Annotated in this window: 13 protein-coding genes; 10 read left to right on the top strand and 3 right to left on the bottom strand. The window is 43.2% G+C overall.

Annotation, left to right across the window (positions count from 1 at the left end):
* Positions 1-36 precede the first annotated feature (36 nt).
* Entirely contained in the window at positions 37-495 is a 459-nt protein-coding gene (locus M3N64_RS07800; RefSeq protein ID WP_249100654.1) for a DUF2663 family protein, read from the top strand.
* 151 nt (positions 496-646) lie between these two features.
* On the opposite strand, the gene M3N64_RS07795 is transcribed toward M3N64_RS07800, so the two are convergent.
* From M3N64_RS07795 to M3N64_RS07785, 3 genes are read right to left on the bottom strand one after another with little or no spacing between them, the layout of a single operon-like run.
* On the bottom strand, positions 647-1,213 hold the full coding sequence (locus tag M3N64_RS07795) for a manganese catalase family protein (RefSeq protein ID WP_249100651.1): 567 nt from the start codon (positions 1,211-1,213) through the stop codon (positions 647-649).
* Positions 1,214-1,240: 27 nt separating this feature from the next.
* Positions 1,241-1,510 carry a spore coat protein CotJB gene (locus M3N64_RS07790; protein WP_249100649.1) on the bottom strand — a complete coding sequence of 90 codons (270 nt, stop codon included), beginning with the start codon at positions 1,508-1,510 and terminating at the stop codon, positions 1,241-1,243.
* A 2-nt stretch (positions 1,511-1,512) separates the two neighbouring features.
* Positions 1,513-1,740, bottom strand: a complete 228-nt coding sequence (locus M3N64_RS07785; RefSeq protein WP_249100645.1) for a spore coat associated protein CotJA — start codon at positions 1,738-1,740, stop codon at positions 1,513-1,515.
* Between the two features lie 582 nt (positions 1,741-2,322).
* Between M3N64_RS07785 and M3N64_RS07780 the strand changes: the two genes are divergently transcribed.
* The 9 genes from M3N64_RS07780 (at position 2,323) to der (ending at position 12,086) form a co-directional block, all read left to right on the top strand.
* Positions 2,323-2,943 carry a genetic competence negative regulator gene (locus M3N64_RS07780; RefSeq protein ID WP_249100642.1) on the top strand — a complete coding sequence of 207 codons (621 nt, stop codon included), beginning with the start codon at positions 2,323-2,325 and terminating at the stop codon, positions 2,941-2,943.
* 133 nt (positions 2,944-3,076) lie between these two features.
* Positions 3,077-4,345 carry a Glu/Leu/Phe/Val family dehydrogenase gene (locus tag M3N64_RS07775; RefSeq protein ID WP_249100640.1) on the top strand — a complete coding sequence of 423 codons (1,269 nt, stop codon included), beginning with the start codon at positions 3,077-3,079 and terminating at the stop codon, positions 4,343-4,345.
* A 681-nt stretch (positions 4,346-5,026) separates the two neighbouring features.
* On the top strand, positions 5,027-5,809 hold the full coding sequence (gene sleB / locus M3N64_RS07770) for a spore cortex-lytic enzyme (RefSeq protein WP_249100867.1): 783 nt from the start codon (positions 5,027-5,029) through the stop codon (positions 5,807-5,809).
* A gap of 11 nt (positions 5,810-5,820) precedes the next feature.
* Positions 5,821-7,149, top strand: a complete 1,329-nt coding sequence (ypeB, locus tag M3N64_RS07765; protein ID WP_249100637.1) for a germination protein YpeB — start codon at positions 5,821-5,823, stop codon at positions 7,147-7,149.
* A 125-nt stretch (positions 7,150-7,274) separates the two neighbouring features.
* Complete coding sequence (locus M3N64_RS07760; protein WP_249100634.1) at positions 7,275-7,961, top strand: flagellar brake protein; 687 nt, start codon at positions 7,275-7,277, stop codon at positions 7,959-7,961.
* A gap of 55 nt (positions 7,962-8,016) precedes the next feature.
* Positions 8,017-8,694, top strand: coding sequence for a (d)CMP kinase (gene cmk, locus M3N64_RS07755; RefSeq protein ID WP_249100631.1), 678 nt, complete (start codon positions 8,017-8,019; stop codon positions 8,692-8,694).
* Positions 8,691-9,287, top strand: coding sequence for a lysophospholipid acyltransferase family protein (locus tag M3N64_RS07750; RefSeq protein ID WP_249100629.1), 597 nt, complete (start codon positions 8,691-8,693; stop codon positions 9,285-9,287). Before cmk ends, M3N64_RS07750 begins: the two co-directional genes overlap by 4 nt.
* 73 nt (positions 9,288-9,360) lie before the next feature.
* Positions 9,361-10,515: a 30S ribosomal protein S1 gene (gene rpsA / locus M3N64_RS07745; RefSeq protein WP_249100624.1), complete on the top strand. Its 1,155-nt coding sequence runs from the start codon at positions 9,361-9,363 to the stop codon at positions 10,513-10,515.
* Between the two features lie 254 nt (positions 10,516-10,769).
* A complete protein-coding gene (gene der / locus M3N64_RS07740; protein ID WP_249100621.1) occupies positions 10,770-12,086 on the top strand; it encodes a ribosome biogenesis GTPase Der in 1,317 nt (438 codons plus the stop codon).
* Positions 12,087-12,094: the final 8 nt, after the last annotated feature.

The following is a 12,094-nucleotide window of genomic DNA, read 5'->3' as shown; positions in this document are numbered from 1 at the left end:
GCATTCATATGCATAAATCAGGAAGGTGATGGACACATGCTGCTTCAAAACTATCGTGATGATGGAATCATTTCAGGCACTGCATTGATTATCTTATCTGAACTGCTTGAAAGAAAGAAAAAAAGGGAGAAGTGGAGAAAAAGGGAAGCTTTATCAGCAAGCGGCCTGATTTTTTTCACCGGAACGACACTGATTTATATCTTTTTTCTTCATACCGAAAGTCTGGGCTCAATGCACCAGCTACGTTCATTAATTGGCAGTCCGGTTGTCTGGATGCTCCTGTCGCTCAGTATGGCAGGTTTGTTATTTTTTTCATATTGCCACAATGAACGTGAGGATGCCGAAGACGACTATGACGAGCTGCGGGAAGAAATTATCGAGCGTTCCGATGAATTGTGGCCGGCAGAACAACCGGATGCGAACGGCGATACCAAGCATTATCGTATTTTGCATCAATTAAAGAAGGAATTTGATATTAATTTATTTTATAAATAGTCATGTCGTCAGTGGTGAGAAAAAACGGCTGTTGAAGAGCAGCCGCAAATTTATTCTTTGTGAAACTGGTGATGTTAAACTTTTTCTGCTGATTGTCCATGAATAAACTGATCTGCGGTCAAGCACAAAGTGACGCTTTAACAAACCTGAATTAAAAGACTCTTTTTTGACCTTGCTCTTCTTTAAGCAGCTCGACTGCTTCGCGGAATCTTTGAGAATGGACATTTTCACGTTCACGGAGAAAGCCGAGCGCGTCATTAATTTGCGGATCATCTGAAAGATTAATGATCCATTGATAAGTTGAACGGGCTTTTTCCTCTGCAGCAATGTCTTCATATAAATCGGCAATAGGATCGCCTTTTGATTGGAGACCCATGTCAAACTTTTGACCGGCAGCATTGTGATAGTAAACTGATTTTCCATGATCGACGTAGTGGTCGCCCAGGCCGGCTTCCTTTAACTGCTCTGGTGTCGCGTCCTTGGTCAACTTATACACCATTGTGGCGATCATTTCCAAATGAGCAAATTCTTCAGTCCCGATGTCGTTTAATAAACCAATGACACGGCTTGGAATTGTATAACGTTGATTCAGATACCGAAGAGCAGCAGCAAGTTCACCATCAGTACCACCGTATTGTTCAATCAGAAATTTCGCCAGTTTCGGGCTACAGATGCCAACACGTACCGGATACTGCAATTTTTTTTCATAGTACCACACAAAGGTCCGCCTCCTTAGTCATTATGATCATACCTGCCATGGCCATGGCACATCTTTCCACTGCCACGGATAAGCGGAAAGGCTGTATCCAAATTGTCTGAGCGGGCCGTATCGTGCTTCAAAACCTTCACGAAGCTCGGCACTTTTTTTCGCTGTCGAATTGAATTGCTTCAGAGCCTCTAAATCTGTTGGATGTGTATCAAGATACAGAGTCAGTTCAACCAGTGTAAAATCGACGGCCTGCAACGCTTTTAAATCCGAATAATAACTGTCAGGAACTTGAGCTGGCGCATCCATGATTAAAATTCGCCTCTTTTCTTGGATTGGTACGGATTGGTGTACGGCGTGAACAGCGCCGGCCACAAGGTACCGTGAACAAGTGCATCAAACGGCGAGAACTGCTCCAGGCCCTGTGGTTGAAAACCAAGGTAGAGCTGTGCCGGTGTTTCATAAGCGATCGGGCTGAGCGGTGGACATGGATCCAGTGGGCTGATGTAGGGAGCGTACCATTTCCTTGATGTTGACACGGTGAATCCTCCTTTCGCATCTGTCGAACACATCATCTTTTTATATGCGTTGAATGCCTGTACATAGACCAGCCGGAAGAAGACTTTTCACGGACATTTCGTGATTACAGTATTTCAGATGAGCCTCAGGGTCATTCAGTGTTCACGCGGGATTAAAAAAACATCCGTTTGGGACACTAATATTGGGCGGGAATCGATGCTTCGCCCGCAAACCTGATCACGCCGGTGCTCTTATCAGCAAGACAGGACGTTAGAATAATCTCACTTTTTATCTGCAATAAAATGTAAAGTTCAAAACATACGGTAAAAGGGCGCTGAGAAGGCCTGTGATCATTTGTTTCTTGCTGTAATCTTTAAAAAGAGCAACTAACAAGTATAAGGCTTGTACATTTGATGGTAAGCGTTGTATACTACACTCAAGTCTCTGGTTTAAAATGGGTGAATGACTGCCTGATTGATCCTGGTCTGTTTGCCAGCCCTGTCATTCAGAGGCACCGAAATACACGGGTAACATATAAATAAAGTAAAAAGCTTGCGGCGGTACTGCAGAGATCAGACTGGACGGCAAGGAGGACATTTACAATGCGACTGGAACGTTTAAACGGCGACAGGATTAAAATATTCCTGACTTTTGACGATCTTAAAGAACGAGGCATAACAAAAGAAGACATGTGGCATGACTTGCCGAGAGTTGAAAAGCTGTTCCGGGATATGATGCTTGAAGCGGATGATGAGCTTGGATTTGAAGCATCCGGACCCATTGATGTTGAGGTATTTTCACTTCCAGCGCAGGGAATGGTTGTGATCGTGTCGAAGGGCAGGACAGCTCAGGAGAGCGATTCTGAAGAAGATCTCGGAGATGAAGATGACTTCATTCAGATGCAGGTCACGCTTGATGAGAGTCAGGATGTTCTCTATCAATTTGAACAGCTTGACGATGTTGTCGCTTTAACTGAAACGCTCTATCATTTAGGTGTTCGCACAGGCAGCTTATATCTATTTGAAAAAAAATATTATCTGCGATTTGATGAAGACCATTTAAACAGTACCATCGATTTAGATACACTCATAGCGATTCTTGCCGAATATGGAAATACGTCGACCATAACCATATACCGTCTGGAAGAATACGGCAAATGCCTGATGAAAAACAATGCAATCTCTGATCTTTATCAATATTTTATTGAAGCTCCGCATACTTAAATGACGCGGGGTTTTTCCTTGTTTTGCGTCTGTTCGTTTAATTAATATTTATGTCAGTGCGTAAAAGTTCATGACAAAAAGGAAACGGGTTCAGTTAAATCTTATTTTTGACGGATTTGAAAGGAAGATTCAGGTGTCAGTTTATCACCAGGATTATATCTTAAAGCAAGAGCAATTCCTGACTTCAGTTCATGGAATGATAAAAGAGGCATTAAATGAACTTGGTTATTCAGATGATGTTTTTGAACTTTTATTAGGCCCTAAGCAAATGCTGACCGTACGAATTCCTGTAAAAATGGATAACGGACAAGTGCGTGTTTTTACCGGCTACCGTGTTCAGCACAGCTTTTCAATCGGACCAACGAAGGGAGGCGTGCTGTTTCATCCCGAAGTTTCCGTTCCGCTGATGCAGGGACTCTCGATAATGAACAGTTTAAAAAACGGACTTCTCAATATTCCGTTTGGAGGAGCGAAAGGCGGAGTGATTTGTGAGCCGCGCGGACTCTCTTTTCATGAACTCGAACGCCTAAGCAGAGGGTACATACAGGCCATTCGCCCGGTGATCGGTCCCTATCAGGATATTCCGGCTCCTGATCTGTTCACGAATTCGCAGGTCATGGCGTGGATGATGGATGAATACAGTAAGCTTTGTCCGGATCAGTCTGCAGGATTTATAACCGGAAAGCCTGTGGTGCTCGGCGGACTAAAAAGCAGAGAAAATTCCGCAGGAAGAGGTATTGTTCTTTTTATATCTGAAGCTGCCAAAAAAAAGGGCATCGATTTAAACCAGGCGACTGCCATTATTCAAGGTTTTGGTTCGCTCGGCAGTTACGTCGCGAAATCATTAATGGAAGCTGGGGTGAACATTACCGGAATATCGGATGCATACGGAGCTATTTATCATTCGTCTGGTCTGGATATGGACATGCTGATTAAATGCAGGGACAGCTTCGGTACGATTACAAAACTGTATCAGCACACATTGACCAGCCAGGAATTATGGGAAAAGCCCTGTGACATCATGGTGCTTGCCGCAGTTTCCAATCCGATCAGCAAGAAAAATGTAACCAGCCTGCAGAGCAGACTGGTTATCGAGGCGGCTGACGGTGCGGTGACGGATGAAGCTGCAGAACAAATGAGTCAGAATGGAATATTGTTCATACCTGAGATTCTGACGAGTTCGGGAGATATGACTTCATCTTATATTGAATGGGCACAAAACAGGCAGGGACTTATTTGGAGCAAAGAAGAAGGCGAACAGAGAGTCAGGCATATTTTAGCTGATGCATTTACTCGTGTGCACCACATTGCCGAAGAGTACAATGTATCGATGAAAAAGGCTGCATGCTTTGCGGGCGTCTACAACCTGGCAGAATCCGCACGCATCAGAGGTTGGTTTTAAAAACAGGACATTATTGAACGGAGCAAACGTTTGCCATTGGCTGAACTGAATACTTTTGTGAAGCATGGCTGTGGTCTTAACCACAGCTTTTTTTATACTAACTATAAGAAAGTATATAAATTTTAAGGAAAATAGTATAAGTGCGACGGCGGCTTCGCCCGTGTCAAAGGCTTGGCAAAGCCAAGTTTTCTAACATGAGTAAAGAAAGGCTCAGACTTTGCTTAAATCAGATCAACAAAACAATGCCTTGGCTGTACATCAAGGCGGGGGAGCAAGATGCCTGCGGGATTTGGTGCCACGAGATTCTGCAGATTCCAGCTTTCGGAGGAGGCTTGGGGCACGCAGCCGCAGCGCCGGCAAGCATAAATCAATAAATTGTGGTCGGAAATTAAGGGCCGGCCGCTTTTTGCATAGTTTCTTAACTCTGATCAACGATACTAAGCAAGGCCCGTCCAAGTAATCCGAACCATAATTAAGTTCTCATTTCTCCCTGATTCTTTATTCTATTTAAAATGAATAAATTCTCTTTTTCTTGGAACGATAAACTTGATTTTAAGTTCATTTCAAGTTCCATTAAAATCACTTGAATTATTGAGCAGATTTATATGGGCTCCAGGGAGGATTACATCATTGGGTAAACGACTGATTCGAGGCATATGTGCCATTCTGATCGCAGCGATCATGTCAGCGCATACCGGTGAAGCAAATGCTTTTTCAAATCGGGTCATTATGCGCGGAGATACAGGAGACGATGTTGTCGAACTTCAGGCGCGCCTTCAGTACATTAGTTACTACAAAGGGAAAATTGACGGATCTTTTGGCTATGGAACCTATTGGGCATTGCGTAATTTTCAGTCTCAATACGGACTCACCATTGACGGCATGGCCGGAAACGATACGAAACAAAAACTGATCAAAGCGACGCATTATGATCAAGCCTTTGTTATGCGCAATATCAATGAAGGTAACGAGTTTACATATTATGGAGGTGTTCCGCTCGATCAGCAAGTGAAAAAGAAAACGCAGGGAAGCAGTGGAACGGAAAAGAATGCGAGTCAGTCGAAACCGGCACAGGGAAAATATACGATTGACAATTTACCCCAGGGATACTCCAGATCCGATGTCAATCTTATGGCAAATGCCGTGTACGGTGAGTCTCGTGGGGAGCCATACATCGGCCAGGTTGCCGTGTCGGCAGTGATCATTAATCGTGTTGCTGATCCGCGTTTTCCAAACAATATTTCTGACGTTATTTTTCAGCCAGGCGCATTTACTGCCGTTTCAGACGGACAAATCTGGCTTACGCCGAATGATACAGCCAAAAAGGCGGTCTTGGACGCGATCAATGGCTGGGATCCGACAAATGGCGCACTTTATTATTTTAATCCAGATACGGCAACTTCGGCATGGATTTGGTCGAGACCACAGGTCGGGAAAATAGGCAAACACATTTTTTGTAAATAGGAGGGCAATTTATGAAACGCCGTGATTGGATTGCGTTATTATCGGTTGCAGTAGCGGTACTGTTGATCGGAATAGGAACATGGGGCTATCGGGAATATCAATTAAGAAAAACGGTGATGATCGATGCGGAAAATCATTACCAGCAAGCTTATCATGAATTAACATACTATGTCGATTCACTGGAAGAATCGCTTGGTATGGCGCTTGCCATGCAGTCCCGTGAATCAATGCGTCCACAGCTTGTTGAAACCTGGCGGCTGAGTACACTTGCGCATGCGGCTGCAAATGAACTTCCACTTACGCTGCTCCCATTTAACCGAACCAATGAATTTCTTGCTCACGTTGGTGAATTTACTTATAACTCAGGAGTAAAAGCGATTAAAGATCGTTCACTGACAAATAATGAATATAAAAATCTTCGAGAGCTTTATTCAGAATCCCAAAAAATAAGAGACGAACTAAGAAGCGTTCAATCAAAAGTCATGGCCGAACACCTTCGCTGGATGGATGTTGAAACTGCACTGAAAAGTCAGAATGAGAACCGGGACAATCAAGTGATCGATGGGATGAAGCGGATTAACATGCAGGCAACTGACTATACAGATAGCTTCAGTCCGGAAAATCCACGCAATGCGGTTTTAGAAAAAAAACGTATCAATCCGATTACAGGAGAGCAAATCAGCCGCAATCAGGCAATCAGTCAATTGAGAAAGTGGATAGATCGCCCGGATGCAAAGCTGAAAAAAATAAGTGAGACTGGCAAGGGTTCCTACATTCCCGCCTATGAAATCACGTTAAGTGAGCATGGAAGATCGTTAAATGCCGCTGTGACTAGAAAAGGCGGCCATGTCGTATGGTTTCTTCGCGAAAGGTCGATTCAAAAAGAAAAGTTTAATTTGTATGAGGCATCGCAAAAGTCCATCGCTTTTTTGAAAAAGCATCAGTTTAAAGATTTAGAGCTGACCAAACGAAACAAGTACAATAATATTGCGGCTTTTACCTACGTGCTCCGCAAAAAAAATATTCGTTTTTACCCGGCTTCGATTAAAGTAAAGATTGCACTTGATAATGGCGAGATTCTCGGTTTTGATCAGTCCGATTATCTCTACAATAAACGCGATTACATTCCTATGAAACCCGCTATCTCTGAGGATGAAGCACGTAAACAGCTGAATCACGATCTTAAGGTTCAGGAAACTGGTCTTGCTGTGATTCAAAATCAGAGCTTGAATAATGTACTTTGCTATGAATTTTATGCAACAAGGGATAATGATACTTATCGCGTGCTTTTAAACGCTAAAAGCGGTGATCAGGAAAAGATCGAACTTCTGAAAGAATAAACTGTGGAGGTGAGCTTAATAAAGGCTTGGCTGAAAATGGAATTCTAAGGTATAATGTTTCTGAGTTATGCGTTTCTGTTAAAAAATCAGTCTGATTATGTACAGATTCGATTGGGGGAAGCATCATGATGCTGAAAGTCGGTGCAACTTTAATTCTTGAAGCAACTGATGATGAGAAAAAAGTTGTGCATTATCGTTGCAAACTCGCTGAATGTAAGGAAAACGCGCTATTAATTGATTATCCGATTGAAGAAGAAACAGGAAAGACACCTGTCTTCCTTAACGGTTCTTCTTTTACTGCCATTTATGTTTATGAAGGTCAGGTTTTTCGCTTCCCCACGACTTTTGTACAAAGAATATCAGGACAGGTACCGCTTATGCTGATGAGTTTCGCTGGTGAGGAGAGCATGGAAGGCATTCAGCGCAGAAACTATGTTCGTGTAGAAACGATTGTCGATGCAGCAATACATTCCATGGATGACGCTTTCCAACCATTTACGACGGTTACACAGGATATTGGCGGCGGCGGAGCGTTAATTGTCGTCCCGGAAGATTCGAAAATAAAACCAGAAGATCACATTATGATTTGGCTGTCGCTTCCGATGGCCAGTGGACAATGTGTTTACGTTAAATTGCAGGCTCAGGTCATTCGTTTGTTCACTGATCGGAATACCAATGGAAACAGAGCAACGATTAAATTTTTGCCGCAATCTGAACGGGATCGGCAACCAATTATACGCTTCTGTTTTGAAAAGCAGCTTGAATCGAGAAAGAAGTTGCTTGATATGGAGTCACGCAGACATAATGTCTGAACGTATAACGCGTCAAAAAAGTGTGAGATAAGGCAGATGGGAGCAAGCAGGCAAGATGGAGAAATTATTTCAAGTTGCGATCGATGGTCCGGCCGCAGCAGGGAAAAGTACTGTTGCCAAAATTACGGCAAAATCACTAGGTTATGTTTATATCGATACGGGAGCGATGTACCGATCACTTACATATAAGGCGCTCAAAGAAAAAGTTGATCTTAATGACGGTGATGCCTTAAAGAAACTTTTGGATCACACTGAAATCAGGCTCGTTCAGGAGTACACGGGACAAAAGGTATATGTGGATGGTGAAAACGTTACCGAACGCATTCGTTATCCTGAAGTCTCCGAACATGTTTCACTTGTATCTTCACATGAACCGGTAAGAAAGGTTATGGTTGACCGCCAGAGGCAGCTGGCGAAATCCTGCAATGTCGTTATGGACGGACGTGATATCGGTACTCATGTGCTCCCTGGAGCACAGGTGAAAGTTTTTCTTAATGCATCCGTTGAGGAGCGTGCTGTGCGGCGATACCGTGAAGAAGAGAAAAAAGGGCGTCATTCAGATATGGACGCGTTGAGAAAAGCCATTGCACTGAGAGATAAAAAGGACATGGAGCGTGAAGTATCTCCATTGATCAAAGCAGAAGATGCCGTTGTGGTTGATACAACATCCCTGAGTGTTGACGAAGTCGTTGAAAAGATCTTGACATTAGTTAAGGAGAAGCAGTTATCTTGAATCTTTATTCAATTGGAAAACCCGTCGTGAGCTGGTTTTATCATCTTAATTTCAAAATTCAGGTGATCGGTCAGGAGCATATCCCACTGCATGGTGGCACACTGATCTGCAGCAACCACATTTCAAATTTTGATCCGCCCTTTGTTGGTATCAATGTGCCGCGTGAATTAAGTTTTGTTGCTAAATCCGAACTTTTTAAAATTCCAGGATTCAATTGGCTGCTCAGCCGTTTGAATGCTTTTCCGATAAAACGTGGATCCGGTGATCGGGGAGCGCTTAGATTGGCCATGAAACTGCTCAATGAAGGGCATGCTTTGCTTATGTTTCCAGAGGGGCATCGTAACTTGAATGATGCATCGCTGCAAAAAGGGCTTTCCGGTGCAGGATTTTTTTCATTAAAAACGAACGCCACTGTGGTTCCGTGTGCGATAATTGGGCATTATAAGTTCAGAAGCCAAATGAAAGTGATTTTCGGCAAGCCGATTGATACGGATCGGATGAAAAAAAATGAGTTGAAATCTTCTGAGGCAAGTGCAATCATCATGAAACACATTCAGGCTCTGATCGATCAGTACACAGAACCAACTGCTTGACAAATAGGCGTATTTGTAAGAAGTTAAGAGTAGAATATTTTTCTCGTTGGTTAACTAAAGGAGGTCCCGGAGAATGGTTGAAGAAGTGAACAATGAAATGACGTCTTTTGACGCTCTTGGTGTTGGAGATGTAGTAAACGGTAAAGTAACAAAAGTTGAAGAAAAACACGCATTAGTCGATGTTGGATATAAAGTTGACGGTATTTTACCAATTAGCGAACTCTCAAGCCTTCATGTTGAAAAGGTTGATGATGTGCTTCATGAAGGCGATGAAATTAGTGTTAAAGTAACGAAACTTGAAGATGATGAGCTTGTTTTATCCAAGCGTGAAGTGGACGCGGATCGAGCCTGGGGAGATCTTGAGGCAAAATATAATGAAAAAACAACTTTTTCAGTAAAAATTGCCGATGTCGTTAAAGGCGGCCTGGTTGTTGATCTGGGTGTGCGCGGATTTATTCCCGCCTCCCTTGTAGAACGTCATTTCGTCGAGGATTTCAGTGACTATAAGGGAAAACCGCTTGATGTGAAAATCGTCGAACTCGATCGTGAAAAGAGAAAAGTCATTCTTTCGCATCGTGCTGTTTTGGATGAGGAGATCGACAAAAAGAAAGAAGAAACCTTGAAAGGAATAAAGGAAGGGTCCGTTATTGAAGGCACCGTTCAACGCCTCACTGATTTTGGTGCGTTTGTTGATATCGGCGGTGTAGACGGGCTGATTCATATTTCTCAACTCGCTCATTATCATGTTGAGACGCCTTCTGAAGTTGTCTCTGAGGGTGAGAAAATTAAAGTCAAGGTATTGTCCGTTGATCCTGAAAATGAAAGAATCTCACTCTCACTGAAAGCAACTCAGCCGGGACCATGGGAAACAGCAAAATCAAAGATCAAAGCAGGTGATGTTCTTGATGGAACAGTGAAAAGACTGGTTCCGTTCGGCGCATTTGTTGAACTTCTCCCTGGCGTTGAAGGCTTGGTACACATTTCGGAGATTTCTCATGAACATATTGGAACACCTCAGGAAGTGCTGTCAGAAGACCAGAAAATTAAAGTTAAGGTTCTGGACGTAAACTTTGATGAACAACGTGTATCCCTGAGTATCAAAGCAATTGAGGAACCGAAGAAAGAAGAAACATCTGTGCAGCAAAACGAAACGCCTGAAATCGATGAAACTGCATCCGGTTTCTCTCTTGGCGATATTCTCGGTGACCAGTTAAAAAAATATAAATAATTAAATGATCGAGATGCAGAAATGCCGGGAGTTTTCCAAACACTTCTGTCCTTTTCTGTTTTTAAGTCTGTTTGGCTGTTCGTTTGTTTTATATTTGCATAGTTTTCGACAAAATGGCAATGATTGAGTTAGGTCAGGCTGCCGAAAATTTATTTTAAACCTCTCCTGGTTCGGGAAAGGTTTCTTTTATGCGGTAATAAGCAGCCATTGGATTGGGACGGACTGAAAACGATTCAAAATAAGGGAGGCCAATTATGTCTAAACCAACTATCGCGATCGTCGGTCGCCCCAATGTCGGTAAGTCTACGCTTTTCAACCGTATTGTAGGTGGACGCATGGCCATTGTTGAAGACAAACCTGGTGTTACGAGAGATCGGCTATATGGCAATGGATCTTGGCTGACACATGATTTTCATGTTATTGATACGGGAGGAATCGAAATCGGTGATGAACCCCTGCTGGAGAAGATGCGTGCACAGGCTGAAATTGCTGTCGATGAAGCAGATGTCATTCTCTTTCTTGTCGATGGAAGAACGGGTTTAACCGATGCGGATGAAACCGTTGCAGACCTTTTGCGGAAATCAAAAAAACCCGTTGTTGTTGCCGTTAATAAGCTGGATAATTATCAGCAAAGAGAATTGATGTATGAATTTTACGCGCTTGGACTTGGCGATCCATATGCCATTTCCTGTGCGCATGGGCAGGGCATTGGAGATCTCCTTGATGCAGTCGTTGCACAGTTTTCAGATAATGAGCCCATTAATGAAGCGGACGATGCCATCCGCTTTGCTTTGATCGGTCGCCCCAATGTCGGAAAGTCTTCACTGGTTAACACCATTCTTGGGAAAGAGCGTGTCATCGTCAGTGACCTTGCCGGAACAACACGAGATGCAATTGATACACCTTTTTCACGTGATGGTCAGGAATACGTGATTGTGGATACGGCCGGTATAAGAAGGCGCGGACGTGTTTATGAGAAAACAGAAAAGTACAGCGTATTGCGTGCGCAGCGTTCGATTGAAGAATCCGACGTTGTTCTTGTCTTAATTAATGGCGAAGAAGGAATTATTGAGCAGGATAAAAAAATTGCAGGGTATGCGCACGAAGCCGGACGTGCGATTGTTCTCGTTGTTAATAAATGGGATGCGGTTGAAAAAGACGACAAAACGATGGAAAAATTCAGGCGGAAAATTCGTGAACAGTTTCAATTTATTGATTATGCACCCATTGTTTTCTTATCTGCTCTGACTGGCAGCCGTGTTGATCAGGTACTTCCAGTGATTCGTCAGGTTGCTGAAAATCATAGTTTGCGTGTACAGACAAGCTTGCTTAATGACTGCATTATGGATACGATAGCTATGACACCGCCGCCTTCAGATAAAGGAAAACGGCTCAAGATTTTCTATGCAACCCAGGTTGCTGTCCGGCCTCCGATGTTTGTTCTATTTGTTAATGATCCTGAGCTTCTGCACTTTTCCTATGTCCGTCATATTGAAAATCGACTTAGGGAAACATTTGGCTTTATTGGAACACCGATTAAAATAGTCTCACGCAAGAAAAACGAGAAGTAAGAAAGGGT

The organism is Sporolactobacillus mangiferae, assembly GCF_023336505.1.
Taxonomy (GTDB): domain Bacteria; phylum Bacillota; class Bacilli; order Bacillales; family Sporolactobacillaceae; genus Sporolactobacillus; species Sporolactobacillus mangiferae.
The sequence above is the reverse complement of the archived record's forward strand: the minus strand, read 5'-3'. Positions and strand labels throughout refer to the sequence as shown.

Bases quoted from the DNA above. Each gene is read 5' to 3' on its own strand.
- M3N64_RS07760 (WP_249100634.1), top strand. From the start codon at position 7,275: ATGATGCTGAAAGTCGGTGCAACTTTAATTCTTGAAGCAACTGATGAT.
- M3N64_RS07800 (WP_249100654.1), top strand. From the start codon at position 37: ATGCTGCTTCAAAACTATCGTGATGATGGAATCATTTCAGGCACTGCA.
- ypeB (WP_249100637.1), top strand. From the start codon at position 5,821: ATGAAACGCCGTGATTGGATTGCGTTATTATCGGTTGCAGTAGCGGTA.
- M3N64_RS07780 (WP_249100642.1), top strand. From the start codon at position 2,323: ATGCGACTGGAACGTTTAAACGGCGACAGGATTAAAATATTCCTGACT.
- rpsA (WP_249100624.1), top strand. From the start codon at position 9,361: ATGGTTGAAGAAGTGAACAATGAAATGACGTCTTTTGACGCTCTTGGT.
- cmk (WP_249100631.1), top strand. From the start codon at position 8,017: ATGGAGAAATTATTTCAAGTTGCGATCGATGGTCCGGCCGCAGCAGGG.
- M3N64_RS07790 (WP_249100649.1), bottom strand. From the start codon at position 1,510: ATGGATGCGCCAGCTCAAGTTCCTGACAGTTATTATTCGGATTTAAAA.
- sleB (WP_249100867.1), top strand. From the start codon at position 5,027: ATGTCAGCGCATACCGGTGAAGCAAATGCTTTTTCAAATCGGGTCATT.
- der (WP_249100621.1), top strand. From the start codon at position 10,770: ATGTCTAAACCAACTATCGCGATCGTCGGTCGCCCCAATGTCGGTAAG.